The sequence below is a fragment of the Nocardia sp. CY41 genome (assembly GCF_009829325.1).
Classification (GTDB): Bacteria; Actinomycetota; Actinomycetes; order Mycobacteriales; family Mycobacteriaceae; genus Nocardia.
In genome coordinates, this window is the sequence record NZ_VUOS01000009.1 from 12,644 (window position 1) to 36,696 (window position 24,053).

General features: G+C 68.3%; 22 protein-coding genes and 1 pseudogene. 15 read left to right on the forward strand and 8 right to left on the reverse strand.

Going from position 1 to position 24,053, the window contains the following annotated elements:
• Position 1: 1 nt before the first annotated feature.
• Positions 2 to 472, reverse strand: coding sequence for a DUF4334 domain-containing protein (locus tag GVY64_RS11085; RefSeq protein ID WP_159840437.1), 471 nt, complete (start codon positions 470 to 472; stop codon positions 2 to 4).
• A 91-nt stretch (positions 473 to 563) separates the two neighbouring features.
• Between GVY64_RS11085 and GVY64_RS11090 the strand changes: the two genes are divergently transcribed.
• The 4 genes from GVY64_RS11090 (at position 564) to GVY64_RS11105 (ending at position 4,332) form a co-directional block, all read left to right on the forward strand.
• Positions 564 to 1,145 carry a TetR family transcriptional regulator gene (locus tag GVY64_RS11090; RefSeq protein WP_159840438.1) on the forward strand — a complete coding sequence of 194 codons (582 nt, stop codon included), beginning with the start codon at positions 564 to 566 and terminating at the stop codon, positions 1,143 to 1,145.
• A gap of 126 nt (positions 1,146 to 1,271) precedes the next feature.
• Positions 1,272 to 3,257 (forward strand): glycoside hydrolase family 15 protein, encoded by a 1,986-nt coding sequence (locus tag GVY64_RS11095; protein ID WP_159840439.1) that lies wholly within the window; start codon positions 1,272 to 1,274, stop codon positions 3,255 to 3,257.
• Between the two features lie 101 nt (positions 3,258 to 3,358).
• Entirely contained in the window at positions 3,359 to 3,994 is a 636-nt protein-coding gene (locus tag GVY64_RS11100) for an MspA family porin (RefSeq protein WP_236566749.1), read from the forward strand.
• A complete protein-coding gene (locus GVY64_RS11105; RefSeq protein WP_159840440.1) occupies positions 3,985 to 4,332 on the forward strand; it encodes a hypothetical protein in 348 nt (115 codons plus the stop codon). Before GVY64_RS11100 ends, GVY64_RS11105 begins: the two co-directional genes overlap by 10 nt.
• Here GVY64_RS11105 and GVY64_RS11110 read toward each other — a convergent pair.
• Complete coding sequence (locus GVY64_RS11110; RefSeq protein ID WP_159840441.1) at positions 4,325 to 4,774, reverse strand: DUF6463 family protein; 450 nt, start codon at positions 4,772 to 4,774, stop codon at positions 4,325 to 4,327. The two genes, GVY64_RS11105 and GVY64_RS11110, sit on opposite strands and share 8 nt — an antisense overlap.
• A 126-nt stretch (positions 4,775 to 4,900) precedes the next feature.
• Here GVY64_RS11110 and GVY64_RS11115 point away from each other — a divergent pair, with 126 nt between their 5' ends.
• Positions 4,901 to 5,509, forward strand: a complete 609-nt coding sequence (locus GVY64_RS11115; RefSeq protein ID WP_201297995.1) for a TetR/AcrR family transcriptional regulator — start codon at positions 4,901 to 4,903, stop codon at positions 5,507 to 5,509.
• A gap of 231 nt (positions 5,510 to 5,740) precedes the next feature.
• Here GVY64_RS11115 and GVY64_RS11120 read toward each other — a convergent pair whose 3' ends face one another.
• Positions 5,741 to 6,598 carry a MerR family transcriptional regulator gene (locus GVY64_RS11120; RefSeq protein WP_159840442.1) on the reverse strand — a complete coding sequence of 286 codons (858 nt, stop codon included), beginning with the start codon at positions 6,596 to 6,598 and terminating at the stop codon, positions 5,741 to 5,743.
• Between the two features lie 212 nt (positions 6,599 to 6,810).
• On the opposite strand from GVY64_RS11120, the gene GVY64_RS11125 reads away from it, so the two are divergent.
• From GVY64_RS11125 to GVY64_RS11150, 6 genes and pseudogenes are all read left to right on the forward strand, one after another.
• Positions 6,811 to 7,305, forward strand: coding sequence for a DUF6764 family protein (locus GVY64_RS11125; RefSeq protein WP_159840443.1), 495 nt, complete (start codon positions 6,811 to 6,813; stop codon positions 7,303 to 7,305).
• 66 nt (positions 7,306 to 7,371) lie between these two features.
• Positions 7,372 to 8,470: pseudogene (locus GVY64_RS11130) on the forward strand (polyprenyl synthetase family protein).
• Between the two features lie 15 nt (positions 8,471 to 8,485).
• Positions 8,486 to 10,021: a phytoene desaturase family protein gene (crtI, locus tag GVY64_RS11135; RefSeq protein ID WP_159840444.1), complete on the forward strand. Its 1,536-nt coding sequence runs from the start codon at positions 8,486 to 8,488 to the stop codon at positions 10,019 to 10,021.
• Positions 10,022 to 10,036: 15 nt separating this feature from the next.
• The gene (locus GVY64_RS11140) at positions 10,037 to 10,960 is read left to right on the forward strand and encodes a phytoene/squalene synthase family protein (protein ID WP_159840445.1); all 924 of its coding nucleotides are present in this window, start codon (positions 10,037 to 10,039) and stop codon (positions 10,958 to 10,960) included.
• A gap of 95 nt (positions 10,961 to 11,055) precedes the next feature.
• The gene (locus tag GVY64_RS11145) at positions 11,056 to 11,637 is read left to right on the forward strand and encodes a TerD family protein (RefSeq protein ID WP_159840446.1); all 582 of its coding nucleotides are present in this window, start codon (positions 11,056 to 11,058) and stop codon (positions 11,635 to 11,637) included.
• Between the two features lie 80 nt (positions 11,638 to 11,717).
• Positions 11,718 to 13,067, forward strand: coding sequence for a family 1 glycosylhydrolase (locus GVY64_RS11150; protein ID WP_159840447.1), 1,350 nt, complete (start codon positions 11,718 to 11,720; stop codon positions 13,065 to 13,067).
• A 10-nt stretch (positions 13,068 to 13,077) separates the two neighbouring features.
• Here GVY64_RS11150 and GVY64_RS11155 read toward each other — a convergent pair whose 3' ends face one another.
• Entirely contained in the window at positions 13,078 to 13,905 is an 828-nt protein-coding gene (locus GVY64_RS11155) for an SDR family oxidoreductase (RefSeq protein WP_159840448.1), read from the reverse strand.
• A gap of 136 nt (positions 13,906 to 14,041) precedes the next feature.
• Between GVY64_RS11155 and GVY64_RS11160 the strand changes: the two genes are divergently transcribed.
• The 3 genes from GVY64_RS11160 to GVY64_RS11170 all read left to right on the forward strand — a co-directional run bounded on the left by GVY64_RS11160 (position 14,042) and on the right by GVY64_RS11170 (position 17,914).
• Entirely contained in the window at positions 14,042 to 15,730 is a 1,689-nt protein-coding gene (locus GVY64_RS11160; RefSeq protein ID WP_159840449.1) for a glycoside hydrolase family 13 protein, read from the forward strand.
• A gap of 52 nt (positions 15,731 to 15,782) precedes the next feature.
• Complete coding sequence (locus GVY64_RS11165) at positions 15,783 to 16,859, forward strand: NAD-dependent epimerase/dehydratase family protein (RefSeq protein WP_159840450.1); 1,077 nt, start codon at positions 15,783 to 15,785, stop codon at positions 16,857 to 16,859.
• A gap of 164 nt (positions 16,860 to 17,023) precedes the next feature.
• Positions 17,024 to 17,914 carry a manganese catalase family protein gene (locus GVY64_RS11170; RefSeq protein ID WP_159840451.1) on the forward strand — a complete coding sequence of 297 codons (891 nt, stop codon included), beginning with the start codon at positions 17,024 to 17,026 and terminating at the stop codon, positions 17,912 to 17,914.
• A 195-nt stretch (positions 17,915 to 18,109) separates the two neighbouring features.
• On the opposite strand, the gene GVY64_RS11175 is transcribed toward GVY64_RS11170, so the two are convergent.
• From GVY64_RS11175 to GVY64_RS11185, 3 genes are all read right to left on the reverse strand, one after another.
• Positions 18,110 to 18,673, reverse strand: a complete 564-nt coding sequence (locus tag GVY64_RS11175) for a hemerythrin domain-containing protein (RefSeq protein WP_159840452.1) — start codon at positions 18,671 to 18,673, stop codon at positions 18,110 to 18,112.
• Positions 18,674 to 18,768: 95 nt separating this feature from the next.
• Positions 18,769 to 20,064 carry an FAD-binding domain-containing protein gene (locus tag GVY64_RS11180; RefSeq protein WP_159840453.1) on the reverse strand — a complete coding sequence of 432 codons (1,296 nt, stop codon included), beginning with the start codon at positions 20,062 to 20,064 and terminating at the stop codon, positions 18,769 to 18,771.
• A gap of 165 nt (positions 20,065 to 20,229) precedes the next feature.
• Positions 20,230 to 20,913 carry a TetR/AcrR family transcriptional regulator gene (locus GVY64_RS11185; RefSeq protein WP_201297975.1) on the reverse strand — a complete coding sequence of 228 codons (684 nt, stop codon included), beginning with the start codon at positions 20,911 to 20,913 and terminating at the stop codon, positions 20,230 to 20,232.
• 115 nt (positions 20,914 to 21,028) lie between these two features.
• Here GVY64_RS11185 and GVY64_RS11190 point away from each other — a divergent pair, with 115 nt between their 5' ends.
• Complete coding sequence (locus GVY64_RS11190) at positions 21,029 to 21,823, forward strand: SDR family NAD(P)-dependent oxidoreductase (RefSeq protein ID WP_159840454.1); 795 nt, start codon at positions 21,029 to 21,031, stop codon at positions 21,821 to 21,823.
• Positions 21,824 to 22,027: 204 nt separating this feature from the next.
• Here the strand turns inward: GVY64_RS11190 and GVY64_RS11195 are convergent, their stop codons facing one another.
• Positions 22,028 to 23,830 carry a CocE/NonD family hydrolase gene (locus GVY64_RS11195; protein WP_201297976.1) on the reverse strand — a complete coding sequence of 601 codons (1,803 nt, stop codon included), beginning with the start codon at positions 23,828 to 23,830 and terminating at the stop codon, positions 22,028 to 22,030.
• Positions 23,831 to 24,053: the final 223 nt, after the last annotated feature.

Sequence of the window (24,053 nt, forward strand, 5' to 3'; positions counted from 1 at the left end):
GTCAGGCCCGCTCGAGCAGGAAGTAGAAGTACTCGCCGTCGGCGAGCACCAGATCGGGCCGGCCGTTCATGATGCCCATCAGCGTGTTCTCGTCCAGCCATTTGAAGTGGTCGAAGACCGGGCGGCTGTCGTAGACCATGGTGGCGGTCACCTCACCGCGGAATTCGATGTTCCACAGCGTGGCTTCCCCACCGCCGCCGAGCTCGACGTCGGAGAACAGCGATCCGTCCTCCGCGCGGCAGATCAACGGCTTCGCGTCCAGCAGACTGTGAAAGGTCTTGCCGTACCAGCGGCTCACCGACAACGCTTTGCGCAGCGGATGCCCGGTCGGGAATGCCGCCCCTTTCCATTCGCCCAGGATGTCCTCGGCGCGCGCTACCGGCAGATCGGCCCACAACGCATCCAGCTCGGCCGCCGTCACCCCGCTCTCCCGCTCGGCGAGATCTCGCCAGCCAGTCCCCACAGAGCCCATAACCATCCTCGTTCCCCGGTGCAGTTCCAGAACCTTTTGGTTCGGCAACTGTATATCCGAACCAAATGGTTCGGCAAGATAGGATGCGGCCATGCGCGCAGCAGGTCAGGCCACCCGCGAACGAATCCTCGTCGCGGCCAAAGCGGAGTTCGCCCGGTACGGCATTGCCGGAGCGCGCATCAATCGCATCGCCGACGCCGCCAAGGCGAGCAAGGACCGCCTCTACGCGTACTTCGCGGGCAAAGACGAGCTGTACGCGGCGGTCACCGAGGAATGGGTCACCCAGACCACCGACGAGACCGCCCTCGACGCCGCGGACCTGCCCGGTTACGTGGGCCGGCTCTTCGACCACTACGTCACCCACCCCGACAACGCCCGGCTCCAGGCCTGGGCCGAGATCGAACAGACCCACATACCCGCCGCCGAAGAGGCCATCCACCGGATCATCGCGGGAAAATTGGCCGAGATCCGCCGTGGACAGGACCAGGGGCTGGTCACCGGGGAGTTCCAACCCATCACCCTGGTCGTCATGCTGACCGACCTCGCTCGCACGGCAGCCATGCACGCCACCCGCACCGACCATCACAACGTCGCCAAACGGCGCGCCGCCACCGTACTGGCCGCTCGTCGGCTGACCAGCCCGCAGGTGGGCCCGGCGCAGGACCATCGTTAGCGCGCAGTGCTTGCCGAGCCGACCCACCAGGTGGTGGGCTGGGGGCAGCGTCACATCACCCATGCCTCGAGACCGCTCGCGGTGTCTCCCGGGAAGAAAGGCGGTGCAGCAGGTAGGCGCCGGTGGATGACCGGGCGGATCAGCGCCGAGAAGACGAGGGAGAAACGCATGACCGAGTTCGAACGCGCACCGCGGCTCACGGCGTTTCCACGCATCGATGACTACGGATTCATCTCCGATTGCGAGGTCACCGCGCTGATCTCCCCCAGCGGAGCCATCGAGTGGATGTGTCTGCCGCGGATGGACTCTCCGAGTGTCTTCGCGGCCATCCTCGATCGTTCCGCCGGCTCTTTCCGGTTCGCTCCCGCCGACTTCATGGTGCCCACCGATCGCCGCTACATCCCGGGCACGATGGTCATGGAGACGAGCTGGCGCAGCGGCGACGGATGGGCGACGGTGCGCGACGTGCTCCTGGTCGGGCCGTGGCGGCACCAGACACCGGGGCGCAGCGCCCACCGGCGCACGCCCACGGACTACGACGCCGAGCACATCCTGCTGCGGACGGTGCACTGCGAGACCGGGCAGATCCAATTCGGGCTCGATTGCCAACCGGCGTTCGACTACGGCAGGTATCGCGCCCGGTGGAACTACCTCGGCAGTTATTACCTCGCACAGGCCGCAGCCGATGGGACCGACCTGCAGCTGACGTTGAGCACCGACATGCGCCTGGGCTTGGAAGGCACCCATGCGGTCGCCCGCACCCTGCTGAAGACCGGTGACACGCGCTTCTGCGCGCTGGCCTGGGGAAGTCGCGACGCTCCCGGCGACGTCGAGGAGGCCGAGGAGCGGCTGCTGCGGACGATCCACCACTGGCGGCATTGGCTGGCCGGCGGGCGATTTCCGGACCACCCGTGGACCGCGGAACTCACTCGCAGCGCGCTGACCCTCAAAGGGTTGACCTTCGCCCCCACCGGCGCCGTCGCCGCGGCCGCCACCACGTCGTTGCCGGAAACCCCTGGTGGAGAGCGCAATTGGGATTATCGCTATTCCTGGATCCGCGACTCCGCTTTCGCCTTGTGGGGCCTGTACACCTTGGGCTTCACCTGGGAGGCGAACGACTTCTTCTCCTATATCCTCGACCTGACCGAAGAAGCCCGGGACATGCAGATCGTCTACGGCATCGGCGGCGAAACCGACCTCACCGAGCAGATACTCCCCCATCTACGCGGCTACGACAACGCGAGCCCGGTGCGCATCGGTAACGGGGCATACCGGCAACGCCAGCACGACGTGTGGGGCGCGGCTCTGGACGCGGTCTACCTCTACGGCCGACATCAAGATCAAATCGATGCGCGGGCCTGGCCGCTGCTCGGCCGTGCGGTCAAGAGCGCCCTCACCTACTGGCGCGAGCCAGACCACGGTATCTGGGAGGTTCGCGGCGAGCCTCGGCACTTCACCTCGAGCAAGGTCATGTGCTGGGTCGCCGCCGATCGCGGCGCTCGGCTGGCCCGCATCCACCAGGACCTGGAACGCGCCCAGCGCTGGCAGAAGGCCGCCGACGAAATCCACGCCGACATCTGCGCCCATGCCGTCGACTCTCGTGGGGTGTTCACCCAGTATTACGGCAGCACGTCGCTGGATGCGTCGACCCTGCTCATCCCCCTGGTTCGTTTCCTGCCGCCCGACGACGAGCGAGTGCGCAACACCGTGCTCGCGATCGCCGAGGAACTGACCGAAGACGGCCTCGTCGTGCGATATCGCGTCGACGAGACCGACGACGGATGCGCCGGGGAAGAAGGCGCTTTCACGATCTGCTCGTTCTGGTTGGTGTCCGCGCTCTCGGAGATCGGCGAGAAGAAGCGCGCGAAGCAGCTGTGCGAGAAACTACTCGGCTACGCCAGTCCCCTGGGTCTCTACGCCGAGGAGATCGACCCGCGAACCGGCCGGCATTGGGGCAACTACCCGCAGGCGTTCACCCACCTGGCCCTGATCAACGCGGTGATGCACGTCATCCAAGACGAACAAGCGATCCTGCGGCAGGCTCTCGGTGGTGAGTCCATCGCTCCGCGGCTGGATGACGCACCACTCACGCGCGGATATATCCACCGCTGACCCGAGTGACGAAATTCCTTGCTACTCAATGGTGGGGGTTTCTCGTATAAGGCCGAGTCACTTACTATCACGTCCGACTGTTAACAGGACTAAGGAATTCATTGAGAGGCTCGACGATGGCGATGCTCGGCATCGCCGCGACCGCGGCTTTCGGCATCACCGCCGCACCCGCGACCGCAGACCAGGTGGCAGACAAATCTCGCGTCGTCGAGACCGAGGACGGCTGGGAGTTGCGGATCAGCAAGACCGCGGAAGACCTGCAGCGCGTACCCAATCTCGCCGCGACGCCGTTCACCCGGGAGGGGTTCGTCACCTTGTCGGCGGCGGCCGATATCGGTGGCGAGGGACGGGAGGCGGTGAACTCCGGAACGCTGCAGCTGGGGTACCAGATCGGCTGCCAGGCCGATGTCTCCAACGGCCTTACCGTGGGCTTGTCCGGGGCGATCGGCCCGAACGCCATGGTGACCGTCGCCCCCTCGCCCGGCCTCGCGGTCGGCGGCAGCGCGCTCGCTCTGCCCAGCATGTCCACGACCATCAAGCCCGGGACCATCACCAGCATCACGCTCGGCACGAAACCGCTTGCGGGGCCGCATGGTTCCATCTCCGTCGATCAGATCCAGATCAAGATCGATGCGTGCGCGGGTGCGGTGAGCCTGCGCTCGTTCGCGATCGTCTCGATCTCCACGGCTACGGCCGACAATTCGGTCGCCGTCTACGGTGACCCGATATGGCTGTGATCGACATGCGGGGCCGGCGGCTGTGGATGGCGCCGCTCGGCGTTTCGGTTTCACTGATCATCGCCGCGGCCGCTGCCTCCGCCGAGCCGATCGTTCCGGCCGGTCCGGGAGCGGCATGCGGCGAAAGCCAGGGCTCGGCGACAGCTCCGGGATGCGGCAACGACAAGCCCGCCCCCGAGACGCGGGGCGGGCCTGCGGCGCCACCGCCGGCGCTGCCGTTGCAGGTGCTGGCGCCTCCGCCCAAAGCTTCTGCGCCCAACACGAATACGCCCGCAGGCGCACTGGTGCCGCCCGCGCCGGGGCCGGGCGGCGGCAGGCCGATCGTGCCGGTCAGGTAGCGCGGAAGGGCACCGGCTCACCCTGATCGGAACCCGCGGTCTTTCTAGCTGCCACAACGACCAACATCCCGGCGACTGCGCCGACGAAGTACGGGGAGGGCACCAGCAGAACGCCGCCGAGCACACACCATGCCGTGAGCGCCCAGCCGACGCCCGCGGGCACGGCCACCCCGCGTCCCGCGAGGTGCCAGATCAGCGCGCCGAGCAGGATCAACGGCACGGAGAAGCTGCCCGGACCGGCCCAGAACGTGAGCTCGTTCTGCAGGGACTGCGTCGTCTGCGTGGTGTCTCCGGCCGTGAGCGGGACGGCTGCCCATAATCCTCGATCGATCCAGCCGGTGACGTCGTCCCAGGAGAAGAGCGTCAGCAGAGCCAGGTGCCCCGTTCCCAGCACGAGCATGATCGCAGCGGCCCAGCGGAGCAATCGCTTTCCGTTGTTCATGGTGACCTCCCGTGTTCCTACTCCGGAGTTGTTCCGGCGTCCCACCCCACCGAAGGAGGAGTGGACGATCGCGACGACTTCCGCCTGGATCACGGTGTGGTCCAAGGTTTATACGGTGCCGTACAGTTGATCTGTACGGTAACGTATAGAACCAGCGCGATCAATGGAGGTGACCCGATTCCCGCCGTGCCCCGCACCACACGAGCCCGCTGGATCGAGGCGGGTCTGGCCGCCCTCGCCCGCGGCGGTCCGGACGCCGTCCGCGTCGAGACGCTCGCCGCCGAGCTGGGCGTGACGAAGGGCGGGTTCTACGGGTACTTCGACGGCCGCCCCGCATTGCTCACCGAAATGCTCGACGAGTGGGAACGTCGCTGCTCGACCGAGGTCCTCGCGCAGGCCGAGGCGGAAGGCGGCGACGCCGCCGACCGGATCCGCCGCGCGGGCCGGCTGACTTTCGCCGAGGACCTGCACCGGATCGATCTGGCGGTGCGGACATGGGCTCGCCACGACGAGTCCGTCGCGACCCGCCTGCGGCGTATCGACAACGAGCGAATGGCGTTCTTGCGCAGAATGTTCGGGGCATTCATCACCGACCCCGACGAAATCGAGGCACGAGCCACCCTCACGTTCGCGCTCGCGATCGGCCGCCACTTCATCGTCACCGACCACCCCGGGTACACCAAGCACGAGGCGGTCCAGCTCGCCGGGGAGTACCTTCTGCGTCCGCCGCAGTGAGTCCCGCGAGTATTTCCCACAGCCTCCCGGACGTGCGATCGGCGACAACGGTCCCGGCTCGCAGCCGAGTTCGCGGCTGGGGTCGACGCGGTTGCGGCTCGCCCCGGCGGACGGGCGACACCAACAGAGCACCCACCTGCACCGGATGGCTCTCGCGCTGCCACGGTCGTAGTGCGGGCGTTCCGATGCGGGTCGTTCACCAGCGGCCCCTCTGGCCGATAGCGGACAAGATCAGCGGGTGCCCTGCCCGAGGTCACGCAAGATCCCGAGCGCGTCCTCCAGGGTGCGGACGTAGGACACCTCGGGCGGCAACCGGACCGCGGACCACCCCGGTCCGGCGACCAGCACGCGATCCGCGACCTGCCGCACCGCGCGGATCGTCTCCGGCGCGGCGGTCGCGGGCATCTGGGACCAGAGCATGAGCACGCAAGACCGGTCATGGTGGGCGATGGCGTCGGTCAAAGCCGTGTCCGGCACCGCCGCGCCCAGCAGCAACGCGACGATGCCACACTCGGCCAGCGCGGCGCGCAGCACTTCCAGGGCCAGCACGTGGTCCTCCCCCGCGGTGCACGCCAAGAGGATCGGTGGCTGGAAACCCGGACGCCGGACCGGCGGGAACATTCGATGCAGTCCCGCGATCACCGACCAGGACAGCAGGTGCTCCACTTCGATCAGGCCGCGCCCATCGGCTTGCCCGGTCACGATCGTCGCGAACGCCGGGCGGCACAGCTCGTTCCACGTCGCGACGACCCCGTCGCGCGCCAGGCGAGCCAGGATGATCGTCAGCGCGACATCGGGTTCCAATCGTTCGACCGCTCCCAGCAGGGCGATGCGGTCCGCTGCCGAGTCCGGCGCTTCGGCGAGCGCTTGCCGCGCGGCTCCCTCTGGCGCGGCGCCGGCTCTGACGAGTTCGATCATGCGCCGCAAGGTCGCGATATCCGCTTCGGAATAGCGGCGGTGCACGCCCGGCCGGTCTCGCGGCGGTCCGATCGCGTAGCGCTGATTCCAGCTGCGCAGGGTGGCGACCGGGATGCCGAGTCTCGTCGCCACCGCGCCGACCGTATACCGAGCGGCTTGTTCCTCAGCCATCGCCGGATCGCATCCGCCCCGGGTCACGGCGCGCGATGCCGGGCGTCGAACTCGGCCGGGCTTCGATGACGCAGGCCGAGCTGCTGCCCGGCGGCGTCCGGATCAGCACGTCGTCCGCTCCTTTCCAGAAATTCGACTGGATGCATCGATTTTGCATCAATAGGCGCGTAGTGTGAAGCCCTATAAGCCCAAGCTCCCTACCGGAGGACGTCATGGATCGACTCACTCTCACGCGATCACTCGGACTGACAGCCGGCGTCGGAGCGGCCTGGCTGGGTCTGCTGGTCGCCGCACCCACTGCCACCGCCGCCCCGGCGGAGTGCCCCGCTCCGGGTCCTTCGACGACGCAGGACGCGGGCGCGGACGGGCCGTGCTCGGCGAACAGCGGCGCAGGCGGAGCCGCGGCCGCCTATGGCTTCGATGGAGCAGCCAGCGCCGACGCCGAGCCGACCAGCCTATCCCTCGCAATCGCGCAGAACGGCGGTCGCGCGAGTTCCGACTCGACGTACCTTTCCGGTCCCGCCGCGATCGCCATCGGCCCCGGGGCGACCGTCACGACAACCGGCGTGCGCCCCGGGTTGTCGATCGGCATCGCGGGGCCGGGCGCGACGGTCGCGGTCACCGGTGTCACGCCGCCGACGTGCAGCGGCGGTCTCGCCTTCGCGGGCGACTTCCAAACGTGGCAGGGTTGCTTCTCGCCTCGATAGTGCATCATTATGCGAAACATTGCGGAGGTGCGGGTGGTTACCCGCGACGTACGAAGGGGATCGGGAATGAGCATCGCGTCGTCCGAAGCAGCCGTGACCGACACGGGCGGCTCACTTCCGGTCCTCGGCGCCGCGACCTCCTTCTCGCTGTGGCGAGACGCCGTGCGGCGCGCAGTACTCGAGGAAGTCGGTGCTTTCCTTCCCCGAGCTTGCCCCGACACGCTGCGTCGCCTGGGCGCACAAGACGTTCTGCGCCAGTACGCCCTAGGCGGAAAGTGCTTGCGGTCGACGTTCATGTATCTCGGCTGGCTGTGCGGGGCGCCGGACGACCCGACGGCGCTGCGCGCGGCGGCCGGTTTGGAACTGCTGCACGCGTTCGCGCTGCTGCAGGACGACGTCATGGATCGATCCGCGACCCGTCGCGGGGCCCCGTCGGCCCATGTCCGGTTCGCCGCGGTGCACCGCGGCACCGGCGCGCCCGGCTCCTCCGTCCGATACGGCGAGTCCGCCGCGACACTGCTCGCGGACATGTGCCTGGTATGGGCCGAGCAGATGCTGCGCGAAAGCGGCGTCGCCGAGTCCGCGCTACGACAGCATGCGGGTGGAACTCGCGACGGGTCAGTTCGCGGACCTGCTCAACGACGCGCGCACCGAGCCGCCTCTGGCCGCGGTGCTGGCGATCGCCCAAGCCAAGTCCGGCAACTACACCGTGCGCTGCCCGTTGGAGATGGGCGCCGTGATGGCCGGATGTGACGCGAACGTCCTGGACGCCTTGGGCCGATACGGCGCCGCGGTCGGTGAGGCGTTCCAGTTGCGCGACGACATTCTCGGAATTTTCGGATCCCAGGCCGTGACCGGAAAACCCGCCGATACCGATCTCGGGGAACGCACGGCGACCAGCGTGGTAGTCCTCGCACGGGAGATGGCGACTCCGTCGGCGCGGGCCGAATTGTCGGAACTGCTGCATCGCCCCCGGCTCGGCGCCGCGGAGATCACCCGCGCCCGGACGCTGATCAGCGAGTCCGGTGCACCCGCGCGGATCGAGGAGATGATCGCCGAGCGGGTGTGCCGGGCACGCAGTGCACTCGCCCCCGCGCTCTTCGCCGCACCGATGCGCGCCGCCCTCGGGAGCATGGCCGCCGCCTGCACCGAACGCGACGCCTGACAGGAGGTTTCAGCGATGCGCAGAATCGAAGGCGCTACCGACCGGGTCGTGATCGTCGGAGCCGGTTTGGCGGGGTTGTCCGCCGCCTTGCACCTGATCGGCCGGTCCCGCGAGGTGATCGTCGTGGAACGCGATCCGGTACCGGGGGGACGCGCGGGCCGCGCGGACCTCGCGGGCTACCGGCTCGACACCGGCCCCACCGTCCTGACCATGCCCGATCTCGTCGAAGGCGTCTTCGCGGCAGCCGGAGCGCGGGCCGCCGACCACTTGCGGCTGGCGCCGGTGGAACCGGCGTACCAGGCGCATTTCGCCGGAGGCCGGACGCTGCAGGTGCACACCGGCGCCGAGCGGATGGAAGAGGAGATCCGCCGCTTCGCAGGCGCGGGCGCGGCCGACGGCTATCGCCGTCTGCGGAATTGGCTGACGCGTCTGTACCGCGCGGAGATGGATCATTTCATCGCGGCGAATTTCGACTCCCCGCTGTCGATGGTCACTCCCGAGCTGGCGCGGTTGATCGGCTTGGGGGGTTTCGGCAGATGGGATCGCGCGGTCGCGCGTTACATCCGCGATCCGGATCTGCGGCGCGTCTTCACCTTTCAGTCCCTGTACGCGGGCGTAGCCCCCAGCCGGGCGCTGGCCGCCTACGCCGTCATCGCGTATATGGATACCGTCGGCGGCGTGTTCTTTCCGCAGGGTGGCATGCGGACGCTTCCGGATGCGCTGGCCGGTGCCGCGACCGAGGCCGGGGTCCGATTCCGCTACGACACCGCGGTGAACGCCCTGGAGCGCACGGGATCTCGGATCACCGGTGTGCGCACCACGGACGGCGAGCGAATCCCCTGCGACGCGGTGGTGCTGACGACGGAATTGCACGAGGCGTACCGCCTGCTCACGCGCACACCACGACGTCCCGTTCCGCTGACTTCCGCCCCGTCGGCGGTGATCGCCCATGTCGGGTGCGCGCCCGAAGCCGGGACAGCGCACCACAACCTACTGTTCGGAGCTGCCTGGGCGGAAGCGTTTCGGGACGTCATCGACCGCGGGCAGGTGATGCGGGATCCTTCGCTGCTGGTCACCCGTCCCACGGCGACCGATCCGTCGTTGGCTCCGGCGGGACGGGACCTGTTGTATATCCTCGCGCCGGCGCCGAACCTCGAACGCGGCCGGATCGATTGGGACCGTGCGGGAACGAGCTACGCCGAGCAGATGCTCGACATCGCGCAGGATCGCCTCGGTTCGCGGTTCGCCGATGTCGACTTATTGCGCGTGGATACCCCGACCGACTGGGCGCGCCGCGGCATGCTCGCCGGAAGTCCGTTCGCGCTCGCCCATACCTTCACCCAGACCGGTCCGTTCCGGCCCGCCAACATGATCCGCGGCATCGACAACGTCGTGTTGGCCGGTGGCTCGACCGTGCCGGGTGTGGGCATACCGCCGGTGCTGATCTCCGGCCGTCTGGCCGCGGATCGTGTCACCGGCCTCCGGCCCGCCCGGCGGCGTGGCGCCGTCCCCGTGCGAGCCGCGCTCTCCACCAGCCGCATCGATCGATGAGTGATCGGAATCGAGATGACCAGCACCGACCTCGACACCACCCGGCCCGGCGATCCGGAATTGCAGCGGTCCTACCGGTACTGCCGAAAGCTCAACGCACGCCACGGAAAGACCTTCTTCCTGGCGACGCGACTGCTGGCACCCGACCAACGCCCCGCCGTGCACGCCTTGTACGGGTTCGCGCGCCGAGCCGACGACATCCTCGACGATCTCGATCCGCGGCGCGAGCCTGCCGAGAGGGCTCGGCAATTGGACGCCCTGGCGGGATATTTCCGCGACCGCGACGCCGGTGCCGACGGCGTTCTTCCCGCGGTTCTCGACACTGCCGAGCGCTATCGCATTCCCCCGGCTCTGTTCGACGCTTTCCTGGCCTCGATGCGGATGGATCTGACCGTCACCGACTATCCCGACCGCGCCGCACTGGACACCTACATCTATGGTTCGGCCGAGGTGATCGGATTGCAGTTGCTCCCGATCCTGGGGGCCACCTGCGCCGACGAGGCAGCGCCTTATGCGGCCGCCCTCGGCAAGGCCTTCCAGCTCACCAATTTCCTGCGGGATGTCGGCGAAGACCTGTTGCGCGACCGGGTGTATCTCCCCGCCGACGAACTGGCCGCGTTCGGAGTCGACCGCGACCTGTTGCACTGGTGCCTGGCGCGGCAGCGTACCGAGCCAAGGGTTCGCGAGGCCTTGGCCGCGCAGCATGCGCTCACCCGCGACATCTACCGCTTCGCGCGTGACGGAATCGCCCTGCTGCACCGTCGTTCCCGCCCGTGCGTCACGACGGCGGCGACGCTCTACTCGGAGATACTCGACCGTATCGAGGACAGCGGGTTCGCGGTCTTCGACCATCGCGCCACCGTGCCGAACCGGAGACGAGCCCGAGTCGGCGCAGCCGGTTTGATCAATGCCTGGTGGGCACGACGCTCACACAGGTGACCGTTCGGCAACACGCGCACCGCACCCCGACGGCGCTGTCCGGCCGATTGATCCGCCCGCCGGGCGTGGGAGGCCGTCATCAGTATCCTGATGTCGTGATTACGCTCAGGAAAGAAGACGGCGCCGCAGACCTCGCGGGTATCGCGAAATTGAGTGTGGGAGTCAGCTGGGACCCGTCCTCCGGCACGAGCGGCGGCGCACTCGGCTGGGCACGCCGCAAACGCGGGGTGGACCTCGATCTGATCGCCGTCCTCATGCAGGGCAGCGAGCCGGTGCGCTTCGCGGGACTCGATTCGCTCGACCCGCTGGGCAACGGCTCGGTGGCGCACACCGGCGACGAGCAGACCGGCGCCGCCTCCGGGGACGACGAGACCATCCACGTCACCTTCGCCGACGTCCCCACCGCGATCGACGCGATCATCTTCGTCGCCGCCGCCTTCAAGAAGGGCAGTTCCTTCGAGAAGGCGAACAACATCTCCTTCAAGATCTACGACGCCACCGGCGGCAGCAGCCAGCAAGTCGCGGATATCTGGCCCTCGCTGCTGGGCACCGACAACGCCAACGCGGTGGCGCGCGCGTTCCGCAACGGCGACCAGTGGCAGCTCGAAGTGCTCAACCGGCAAGGCAAGATCAAGCAGGGTGACATGCAGGCCCTGTTGCGCTTCGCCATGCAATAGCACCCGGGGGGCAGGCTTTTCGAATCGCGCTGATACGCGGATTCCGACAATCGGTGGACCGCCGCGGTTAGTCTGGGCCAATGCGATCTCGGTTCCGTCGGTACGTCCTGGCCGCGCTCGCCGGCGCGGCATCCACGCTGCTGCTCACCACGCAATCCCCGGCCACCCCGCCGGTGCAGCCGGTCGCAGGCCTACCGGCGCTGGGCGGGGACTTCCTCTGGGGGGTCTCGACCTCCGGATTCCAGTCCGAAGGCCATACGCCGGACAGCAATTGGACGCGGTACGTCGGCGCGACTCCCGGTTACGACGGCCTGGGCGATTCGGTGGACTTCTACGGCCGATACGCGTCGGATATCCAACTCGCGGCGGACCTCGGGGCGCGGGTGTTCCGGATCGGGATCGAATGGGCTCGAGTGCAACCGGCGCCGGGAGTCTGGGACGAGGGCGCGTTCCGTTTCTACGACGCGGTCATCGCGAGCGTCGAGCAGGCCGGGATGCGCCCCATGATCACCCTCGACCACTGGGTGTATCCCGGCTGGGCGGTCGATCGAGGGGGCTGGCGCAATCCACGCATGGTCGACGACTGGCTGGCCAATATGCGCGCCGTCGTCGATCGGTACGCCTCGCGCAATCCCTTGTGGGTGACCGTGAACGAACCCGTCGCCTACATCATGCACGAGGTCCGCCGGGGCGCCGCGGACGCCGGAGAGATGCTGGAGCGGGTCGCGCAGGTGCACAACGCCGCCTACGACTACATCCACCAGAGGCAGCCCGGCGCGCAGGTGACCAGCAATGTCGGCTACGTCGCCGGATCCGAGGCGCAGGTCAACGGGCCGTTGATCGACCGCATCGCCGATCGGCTCGACTACGTCGGCGTCGACTACTACTTCGCCTACGACCCGGCGCGGTCGTTGATCGAGTCCATCGTGCGGGCCAGTGGTTCGGCCATGCCCGATCTTCCCGGCCCTCAGATCTGGGATCTGCCGTTGCGCACCGAGGGCATCTACTATGCGCTGCAATACTATTCGCGCCGATTGCCGGGCAAGCCGCTGTACGTCGTCGAGAACGGGATGCCCACCGAGAACGGCCGTCCGCGGGCCGACGGCTACACCCGCAGTGATCATCTGCGCGACACCGTCTATTGGATCCAGCGCGCCAAGGCCGACGGCATGAACATCATGGGCTACAACTATTGGAGCCTCACCGACAACTACGAATGGGGCAGCTACACACCACGTTTCGGCCTCTACACCGTGGATGTGCGCACCGACCCGACGCTCACCCGCCGTCCCACCGACGCCGTCGGCACCTACACGCAGGTCATCGCCGGGGGCGGAGTCCCGGACAGCTACCGTCCCACCCGTGGCCCGGCCCTGTGCGTGTTCGTCGATCCGCCTGCCAGCTGCCTCAGCCCGGTAGCGGAAAGGTAGCCGCGCGACCTCAAGGCGTGCGCCATTTCTCGTCGGTCAACAGGCTGCTCGCCTGCGGTCCCATCAGGAGCATGCCACCGTCGACGACGTAGGACGCGCCGGTGACATAGCCGGCCTCCGGCGTGGCGAGGAACGCCACTACGGCGGCGACCTCCTTGGCGTGACCGGTTCGTCCCAACGGAACGCCGGGGCGGGACTGCTCACGGGGGTCGACGTCTTCCTGACCGGTCATCGGTGTCGAGATCTCGCCCGGCGCCACGGAATTGACGGTGATGTCGTGTTCGGCGAGTTCCAGCGCCAGCACCTTCGTCAGCGCGCCGAGCCCCGCCTTGGCCGCGCAGTAGGGCGCGGCGCCGACGCGCGGGGCGTGCTCGTGCACGCTGGTGATGTTGATGATCCGTCCGCCGTTGCCCGCGGCGATCATGTGGTCGGCGGCGCGCTGGGCGCACAGGAACGCGCCGTCGAGGTCGACCGACAGCACGTGCCGCCAGGTGTCGAAGTCCATCTCCATCACCTTCTGCGCCGACCCGGTCCCGGCGCAGTTCACCAGCACATCGACGCCACCGAGTTCGTCGGCGAGTTCGTCGACGACCGACGCGGCGGACGGCAGGTCCGACAGGTCCAAGCGGCGCACGGCCGCGGTCCTCCCCTGCTCGCGGACCTGTGCGGCGGTGTCCTGCGCGCCGCGCTGGTCGCTGCGGAATGTCAGCCCGACGTCGGTCCCGCCCGCGGCGAGCGCGACGGCGATCGCCGCACCTATCCCGGAGTCGCCCCCGGTCACCACGGCTCGTCGCGGAGCGCCTGCTCGTTCTTCCGGAAGTGGAGCTGTAGTACCCATGTTCCGCGACTACCCGGACCGGCACGGACCACACCGTGGCCCGCAGGCCCACGCCCTGACCCGCGCTCGACCTCGCCGACGTTACGGCCTCCGATTCCGGGTAACCGGCCTGGAACGAGCCCAGAGGAGGGCGACGATGGCCGCTGATGCTTCCTGGTGGCGCGACGCCGTGATCTACGAGATCTACATCCGGAGCTTCGGCGACGGCGACGGCGACGGTCTCGGCGATATCGCCGGCATCCGATCTCGGCTGCCCTATCTTCGGGATCTCGGCGTCGACGCCATATGGATAACTCCCTGGTATCCCTCGCCGATGGCGGATGGCGGCTACGACGTCGCGGACTACTGCGACATCGATCCCCGGTTCGGCACACTCGCGGACGCGCAGGAATTGATCGACGAGGTCCATGCGCAAGGTATGCGCATCATCGTGGACCTGGTCCCCAATCACACCTCCGATCACCACCCGTGGTTTCAGGAGGCGCTGGCGGCCGGGCCGGGTTCACCGGAGCGAGCCCGCTATCTGTTCCGGGACGGCACATCATCCGGCGGTCCGCCCAACAATTGGCGAAGCGTGTTCGGCGGCCCGGCATGGACTCGCGTGGCAGATGGCCAGTGGTACCTGCACCTGTTCGACGCTCACCAGCCCGATCTGGATTGGCAGCACCGGGACGTTCGCGCCGAGTTCGAGTCGATCCTGCGTTTCTGGCTGGATCGCGGGGTGGACGGCTTCCGTGTCGACGTGGCGCACGGCTTGATCAAGCACGCCGATCTACCGGATATCCCGACCGATCACGAGGACATGCTGGAGCCGCCGGATCGGACCGACCATCCCCACTGGGACCGGCCGGAGGTGCACGAGATCTATCGGAGCTGGCGCGCGATCGCGGAGTCCTACGGCCCGGATCGGGTCTTCGTCGCCGAAGCGTGGGTGGCCAAACCCGAGCGCCTCGCCTGCTACGTGCGTCCGGACGAACTGCACACCGCGTTCAACTTCGACTTCCTGCGCTGTTCCTGGCACGCCGACGCGCTGCGTGCCGTGGTCGATTGCACGACCCGAGCGCTGGATGCGGTCGGAGCGCCACCCACCTGGGTGCTGTCCAACCACGACATCACCAGGCATGTGACCCGCTACGGCCGGGCGTCCACCCGCGGTGGCGGTTCGCAGCACGAATCGCACGGCCCCGTCGATGTGGCGCTGGGGCGGCGGCGCGCCAGAGCGGCGTTGCTCCTGATGCTCGCGCTTCCGGGCAGCGCCTATCTCTATCAAGGCGAGGAACTGGGTCTGGAAGAGCTCGAGGACCTTCCGATAGAGGTGCTGCAGGACCCGACGTGGGAGCGGTCGGGCCGCACGGCGCGCGGGCGGGACGGGTGCCGCGTACCGCTGCCGTGGAGCGGATTCCGTCCGCCGTTCGGGTTCAGCCCGGGCGACACCCCGCCCTGGTTGCCGCAGCCACAGCGCTGGGTATCGCTGACGGCGGAACTGCAGAAGCGGGAGCCGGACTCGATGCTCGCTCTCTATCACCGAGCGCTGGGTGTGCGCCGGAACCACTCCGCGCTCGGCGAGGGCGGGTGGTCCTGGCTGCCGAGCGCTACGGGGGTTTTGGCACTCCATCGCACGCCCGGCCTGGTGTGCATCGTGAATATCTCGGGTGGGCCGACCGCGCTGCCCCGGCACGAGCGGGTGTTGCTGTCCAGCGAGCCGTTGCCGGACGGTGCTCTGCCTGCCGACAGCGCCGCTTGGCTCGAGGTCGCAGACCACCATGTCCCCCAGCGAGCCGCAGCGACATCCTTTCCCACCGACGGGGTACCCGGGCGATGGTGAGGAGGTGGCCCATGCCGGCGACTTCGCGAGGCGATGCCGAGCGGTGCGGCCGATGAAAGTCGTCGTCACCGGCGCCAGCGGCAATGTGGGAACGGCGCTGTTGCGCGCCTTGCGCGGCGACGATTGCGAGATCGTCGGCATCGCCCGGCGCGCACCCGATCGCGCATGCGAACCATACGCGGCCGTCCGGTGGGTGCCCTGCGATATCGCTGCCACCGGCTCCGCCGAGATACTGAATGCCGCGTGTGCGGGCGCCGACGTGCTCGTTCATCTCGCATGGGCGATCCATCCGCGTCTGGGTGATCCGCCGATGCGCAGAACGAATCTGATCGGCACCGAAAACGTGCTGCGCGCCGCGGCGGAGACGGCGGTGCCCCAGCTCGTCGCCGCGTCCTCCTGTGCCGCCTACGCCCCGGCCGAGCGGTGGCGGCGGGTCTCGGAAGAGTGGCCACTGTCCGGCGTGCTCGGCAGCGCGTACAGCATGTCCAAGGCGGCGCTGGAGACACAGCTGGACCGCTTCGAGGCTCGCCATCCCGAGATCCGTATCGCGCGTGTCCGTCCGTGCGGGATCGCGCAGGCCGAGGCCGCCGCGGAACTGGCGGACTGGATCCTGCCGCCCTGGTTGCCGCGGCGACTGATCGGCACGCGCCTGTCCCCCGTGCCACTGTGGCGCGACTTCCGGCTGCAACTGGTGCACAGCTCGGACGTGGCCGCGGCGATCCGGCGGATAGTGCAGCACCGTGCGGCGGGAGCGTTCAATCTCGCCGCCGAACCCTGCCTGGGCGCTGACGCGCTCGCGGCGATGTTCGGAGGGTTCCGCCTGCCCGCGCCCCGGCGCGCGCTCGACGCCGCCGCGTGGGCCGGCTGGCGCACCGGGCTGCAGCCGCTGCACCCGGCGTGGCTGACCCTCGCCGACCGCGCTTGCTTGATCGACTCGGCCAAAGCCCGCCGAGAACTCGGCTGGGCGCCTCGTTTCGGCGCGCACGACATCTGCGCGGAACTCGTGGCCGCCATGCGTACGGGGCAGCCAGGTCACAGTCCGCCACTCGCGCCGGCTCGCAGCCCAGGACCCGGACGTCCGTCGCACCAGAGCCAGCGCCCGCACGGCGGGCACCGCGCGCACCGATGAGCGACAGCGCTCGCCGGATCGTCGCGCCTCGTGTCGTTGCGGAAGACCGGCTGCCGAAACCCGTATCGTCGCCAGCGAAACAGCAACACCTCTCTTGCTCGTCCTGCGCTGGGTTAGGCACCGGAAGCCATCTCGAACAGCCGACCGTACTGGTAAGGAGAGCGATGTTCACCCATAACAAGGATCTCCAATTCGAAGTTCGCGTGGACCGTCCCGATCCGCGCTTCGCAACCCTGCTGCAAGAGCAATTCGGCGGCGCCAACGGCGAATTGAAGGCCGCCATGCAGTATTTCAATCAGGCGTTCATGCTGCGTGGCAAGCATCCGAAGACCTACGACCTGTTCATGGACATCGCCACCGAGGAGCTCAGTCACCTCGAGATCGTCGGCGCCATGATCACCATGCTCCTCGACGGGCTCAACGACGACTTGAAGCAGGCCAACCAGCGGTGCGACTGGATGCCGGTCGTGGCGACGCCCGGCGGACGTGACGAGGTGATCCATCAGGTCGCGGTGAATCCGATGTACTTCGCGCTGAGCGGCGGCGGCCCCGTGGTGAAGGACTCGGCGGGTGTGCCGTGGACGGGCGCGTACGTCGACGCGAACGGGGAGCCCTCGGTCGACTTGCGCAGCAATCTCGCTGCGGAGTCACGCGCCAAAATCGTCTACGAATACCTCAAGCAGTTCACCGACGATCCCGGTGTGCAGGACACGCTGTCGTTCTTGATGACGCGCGAAATCGCGCACTTCCAGCAGTTCACCGCGGCGCTGAACGAATTGCCGGTCAATTTCCCGCCCGGTGCGCTGCCCGGCGACGACCGGTTCCAGAATGTGGCGTTCAACATGTCCAACGGCGCCGCGAGTGCCCGCGGCCCGTGGAACGAAGGGCAGGGACCGTGGCCGTCGGGCACGGAATGGCGCTACATCGACAACCCGGTCACCGAGTGGCTCCGCTCCGATGACCGCGTGAATCATGGCGCCGAGACCAACCCGGAAGGCGAACCCGCGGTCCGCGGCACCAAGCCGTTCACGCACGAGTCGCACATTCCGGACTGACCTCGGGTAGTGCCTTGTGCCGGGTCCGACGCGACACTTGGCGCTGACGCCGGCGGCGGGCGGGGGGCCGGGGGGGCCGCCCCCCCGGCGGGCCGGGAACCGGGGGCGGGGCCCGCCCCCCCTGTGGGGGCTGCGGCGGGCGGCGGGGGGCCCCGGGGGGCCCCCCCGCCGCCGGCGTCCGTGACACGGTCCGGGTCAATGCTTCGGCTTGCCGATCATGTCCTTGGCGCGATCCATCATTGCGGCGAACGGGCCGACCAGAACGTTCGCGGTGGCCGATTCCACGCCGGGATGGGGCCGGGTCGGCGCCATCGTCTCGGCGAGTTCGACCGTCCGGCGCAGCCGCTGCAGAGTCTCGTCGTCGAGTTCCGCGCGCAGCCGATTGAATTCCTCGCGTTCCTCATGGTCGGCGTGCGCCAGCACAGCTTCGCGCAGTTTGGCCAGCTTGACCTGGAATTCCATCGAGCTGATGGACAGCGACTCCAGATCGGCGAGCTGCTTTTTGGCCTTGTTCTCCTCTTCCAGCCGTGCGTCGACGATGGCGCCGCCGTCGCCGAGCTCGCGCCGGGCGCGCGGATGGATGATTTCTTCTTCGGCTGTCTCGTGCACCGCGAGCAGGCGGCGCAGCTCGAAGAACTTGCTCTTGCGCTCCACGGGATCGGAGGTATCGGCGGTCTCGACGAACAACTGCCGGATCCGGTCGTGCTGCTGGATGAGGAAATCGATTGCATCGGTGGTCGAGTCGATCGTGGTTGCCATAGTTGATCTCCCTCGCACTTTCGGGACGGGCTGACGAACTACGTCCGTCGCGGCGGTACCCGACAGTGCGCGGGCGAAACCGCCCGACCGGCCGGTCAGGCGTTGACGGTGCCCGTGATGGGTGCGGGATAGACCGAGGTCGGCACGCGGTGTCGCCACGGGCGATGAATCTCCGAACCCGGCAGCGAAGCCAGTTCCGGAATCCAGCGCCGCACGTAGTTCCCGTCCGGGTCGTAGCGTTCGGCGCTGCCAGCCGCTCCCGGATCGAAACGCCCTGCTTGCTGCCAGGTCAAGCGGTCGCTCGCGGCGTCGTCGAGCAGCCACCGGCGAAAATGCTCCGCGCCGATCCGCCAGTCCACACGCAGTGTCGTGGTGAGGAAACCGGCGGCGATCACGCGGGCGCGCTCCGGCATCCATCCTTGCGCCGCCAGTTGCCGCATGCCCGCGTCGACGATCGGATATCCGGTGCGGCCGTCGCGCCAAGCGCCGACGACGACGGGATCGTGCGTCTGCCGCTCGTCCGGACGATCACCGGACCGCGCGATGTCGGCCCGCGCGACGAGGAACTGCAGATGGAAGTCGCGCCGGGCGAGCTGGCGGACGAACGCGCGTCCATCCGTCGTCGCCATGTCGGTGTGGTACGCCATTTCGGCGGCGGACAGGCAACCGAAATGCAAGTACGGCGACAGGCGCGCGCATCCCTCGCGGGTGAGGTCACCCGTCGACCGGCCGAGTGATTGCCGCCGGTCGGCGGTGCAGCCCCGCCACAGTGCACGACCCGTGATCTCCCCTCCCACCGCCAGCTGCGGTGAGATGACCGCGTCGCCGAGTCCGTCGAACCTCGGCACGGGATCACTGTCGATGCGGGGGACGATCAATTCGGTGGGCTTGCCCAGTGGACGTCGCTTCGGCGCCGCCAGCCATCGGCGGAAGTAGGTCGCGAAATCCGGAACCTCGTCGTCCGGCCGGTGCTGGACGCAGTCGGCTGGATCCACGGCGGTGAGAGTGGCGGGATGGGTGTGCAGCAGACAGCTGCGGCGCTCCAGCCGTTCGCGTAGCGCCCGGAGCCTGCAGCGGCTGTACCAGGTGGTGTCCTCGGCGATATGGACGCTGTCGGCGTGCACCTGGGCGGCAACGCGATCCACCGCGTCGACATAGTCTCCGTGCCGAACCACCAGTTGTCCTCCGGCGCAGCGAAGCTCGGCGTCGAGTTCGGCCAGCGCGGCGGAGAGGAAGCGGAGCTTGTTCCCGGCCGGTCGGGCGCTGCCGACGATGCGATCGTCGACGACGTAGAGCGGAATCACCGCCGCGCCCTCGCGGACGGCGGCCAGCAGAGCCGGATTGTCGTGGACGCGCAGGTCACGAGTGAAGAGTGCGATTGTTACGGCCATTCGAGATTCTCGACGACAGGCATCCGTCGCGAGGATCGACGACGGCGGTATCGGACGGTCGGCGGCGTGCCACGCCGATGCGGGCGGTATCGAAGTAACGAGCTTTACGCCAATGCTGCGGGACAGCGGCTGTCATGTCAAGCCGAGCTACCGCGCACGCCGGGATCAGCGTTCTCGGAACAGATCGATGAGCCAGGGCTCCAAGTCGGCGCTCAGCACGGTCAGATCCGGCTCGTCCGACTCATCGAGCGCGTCGGCGGTGAGTTGACGGACGGCGTAGACGACGGCCATATAAGCGGTGACGGACAGCAGCGGCTGCCGATTCCCCGTCGCGCTTCGCACCAGACCTCGGATGTACTCCGCGAACAGCCGGATCGACTTCCGTCTGCGCCGACGCGCGGCCCGACCCAATGCGTCGATCTCCACCTGGTAAGCCCGAGCGACCACCAGATCGTTCTGCAGTGAGCCGAGGTACTGGCCGAGCGCCTCGGCGACGATGGACCGCCGGTCCCGGCCTGCCAGCTCCGCGCCGGTGAGCTGGGTCAGCAGCACCTGAATGAAGCGGTCGTAGCCCGCGAAGACGCACTCGTCTTTGTTGGCGAACGCATCGTAGAAAGCCGCCAGCGATACTCCGGCCCGCTTCGCGACGTCGGTTGGGCCGAAGCCGGCGTAACCGCGCGCGGCCAGTAGTTCGGTCACCGCCACCAGCAGCCGTTCCCGTTGCGCCGCCATCACTTGCTCTCGCCCCAGATTGTGGCGGCCGCGCGGCAAGGCAGCGGGAAGTGTGAAGAACACTCCGTCTCGCACCGGAACGATCGGTGCGTCGGCGTCGGCGGGCGCGGCGGACACTCTTGCAGACTACCGAGCCGGTCGCGCCCACACCGAGGCGAGCGGGCCCCCGGCCGCTGCCGCGCTGCGTCGAACCAGCGGGTATGGGGGCGGCCGGAAGGGGTAGCCGCAGCATATGACCGACAGACCACTCGCACTTGTCACCGGAGCCTCCAGTGGTATCGGCTTCGAATTGGCCCGGCAGTTCATCGAGCACGGCTACGACGTCGTGATCGCCGCGGAGGACGATGCCATCGAGACCGCCGCCGCTTCGCTGCACCACCCGCAGCACGAGGTGCGGCCGGTGCAGGTCGACTTGCGGACCGCCGACGGTGTCGAACAGCTCTACCGCGCGGCCACCGAGAACGACCGCAAGCCGGACGCCGTCGCGCTCAACGCGGGCGTCGGCCGCGGAGGCGCCTTTGCCGAGACCGACCTCGGCGACGAACTCGCCGTCATCGATCTGAACGTTCGCTCGACGGTGCACTTGGCCAAACTGGTCGTGTGCGACATGGTCGCTCGCAACGACGGCAAACTGCTGTTCACTTCGTCCATCGCCGCCACGATGCCGGGCGCCCGGCAAGCGGTGTACAACGCGTCCAAATCCTTCATCCAGTCGTTCGCCAAAGCGTTGCGCGAAGAACTGCGCGACACCGACGTCACCGTGACCGCGCTGATGCCCGGCCCGACCGACACCGACTTCTTCCGCCGCGCCGGGATGCTCGGTACTCGCATCGGCCACCTACCCAAGGACGACCCCGCCGACGTCGCGCGCCAAGGCGTCGAAGCCCTGCTCGGCGACCGGCAGCAGATTTTCGCCGCCTCGCTGCTCACCAAGGCGTTCGGACTGGCCGACCACGTCCTGCCCGACGCGGTCAAAGCCAAGGCCAACCGCATCATCTCCGCGCCCACCCGGGCCGCCACCCGTTGACCGCTCGTCGGCGCCGATGAAGCGCTTCCCGGCCGTGGCTCGAACGGGTGCGCAGCGAGCACCGAACCAAGCGGCGCAGACGCCGCGCGCCCGGCCTATCGCGACGTACTGGTGGTGGAATTCGCACCCGGCCGAACCGAGCGCCTTCCGGTGTCGCCGTTGCGCGTGCCCGGGGCCGGCACCGGCCCCGGGCCACGTCCACGGTCAGCCGAGTGGCAACTCCAGACAGGAGGGCGCGTCATCGGGTGCACTGATCGTGATGGTCGACCCGACCCGGTTGACGCTGGAATAGAACGGGTCCATGCCGTCGACGACCAGCACCACTCGGTGACCGTCCGGCACGTCGTAGGCGGCGCCTTGCAATTCCCACGCGACAGTGGCGGGTAGATCCGACTCGATCGTCTTGGGCTCGTGCGTAATGATTCTCGCCGTGCCGTCCTCGGCCACGTCGAGCAAGTAGGCCACGACCGTCGCGGACTCGTCGGAGCTGTCGACGGTCAGTTCCAGCCGGGGCACGCCACGGATCTGCCGGGCGATGCCGCCTCGCGCCGCCAGCAGCGGTCCCGTCGACCAGACCAGGGCATGCGCGCGGTCGATCTCGTCGGTGCGGTAGATCTTCGGATTCCCGGCCCACTCTTCCTGGCCGGTCCGCATGAGCTTGTCCATGGCCACGACCTCGGGCTCGGCGCCGACGACGAAGCTACGCTGCCAGCCGGACGCGAGGTCGGGGCTCAGGCCACCGTCGCCGCCCTCGCGCACATCGGTCAGGAACAGCGATTGGGTGTCGGTGGTGACGTCGGCCCACGATGCCTTCTCCTCGCGCCGCGCCGGTTCGACGATCATGTTCTGGCCGTCGCCCGATGCGGGAGTGGTCACGTACGTGAACATGACCTGGTTGCTGATCTCGGGCCATTGGTCGACGCCGTTGTCTTCGTCCTTGAGGTAGTGATCGAGCCAGGCATAGGCCTCGAGCAAGGGCACGTTCGGTCCTGCGCCGTGCGCGGGCGGAGCGATCAGGCCGGGGCCTTCCGGCGCCGCGTGGTCGCCGATCCACATGTTCAGCCGTTTCGGTCGCGGGAGCTTCTCGAAGGTCTCCAGCACCTGGTTCACCGGGAAAAGTCCTTCGTGCCAGGTGTTGGAGAAGAAGGTCGGAATCTCGCGGGAACCGGCGTAGCGCTCCGGGGCGCGGTCGTTGCCCCAGTCGACCACCGGATCCATGTCGTCACCGGCGTCGAACTTCGCCAGGATCTCCAGCGCCTCTTCGTCGAACTTCTCCTCCTGCGCGCCGCCGGTCAAGCCGATCAGCGCCTCGACGGCCCGCAGGTGGCGGGTGCCGTTGTCGTACATGCTGGTCGCCAGATTGCCCCAGGTGCTCAGGGCGACGACGACATCGACGCGTTCGTCCTCCGCGGCCACGAGCTGGCTGATGCCCGAGCCGTAGGACTCGCCCATGAAGGCGATCCGGCTGGGCGCGAGGGCGTCCATCGCGTAGGTGAGCACCGTGGAGCCGTCTGTCCGGTCCTTCGGACCGGCGACATCGACGGTGCCTTCGGACGTGCCGAACCACGGCACGTCCGTGCCAGGAAGGGCGGACAGCCCGATGCCCCGCGGCGTGTAGGCCAGCACGTGGTAGCCCTTCGCCGCGAGTGTCAGGTAGGCGTACTCGAACAACGGCCACCCGAACGGTGTCCACCCCGCCGGGAAGACCACCAGCGGGCACGGCTGGGTGGTGGTCTGCCGCAGCATGTGCGCCGACAGCTTGATCCCGCCGGACACTTCGATGCGCGGGAACGTCGGCACGGCCACGTTAAGTGCCCGGTTCACCAGGTCCGCCACGTCGCCGGGCACCAGCCCTTCGCCACTGCGCTCCCGCACCGCGGTCACCAAGTTCGACGCGAACTGCACTGCTTCCGGGCGAACCTGCCCCTGGGGGTCCCAAGCCCCTTCCAGGGCGATGCGTGCGAGCTGTTCCGAGGTGGTCCCGACGATCGAAACTCCTTGCGACATACGCGTCATCGATCCTTCCTGCCAGTTGCCGAGGAACTGCGGACCGCAGCAGCGTGACATGGCGGGTAATGAATCGTCCGCGGAATCGGCGAGGCGTTCTCCGTTCGCAATCGGCTCTTGACCAGCGGAAACGTTGCAATATTGGACTACCGTCCGCACGCTCGGCGAGTTGGGGTCCGCCCTCGGCTCGGGTCGGCGACCGAGTGCACGTGCACCGATTGCC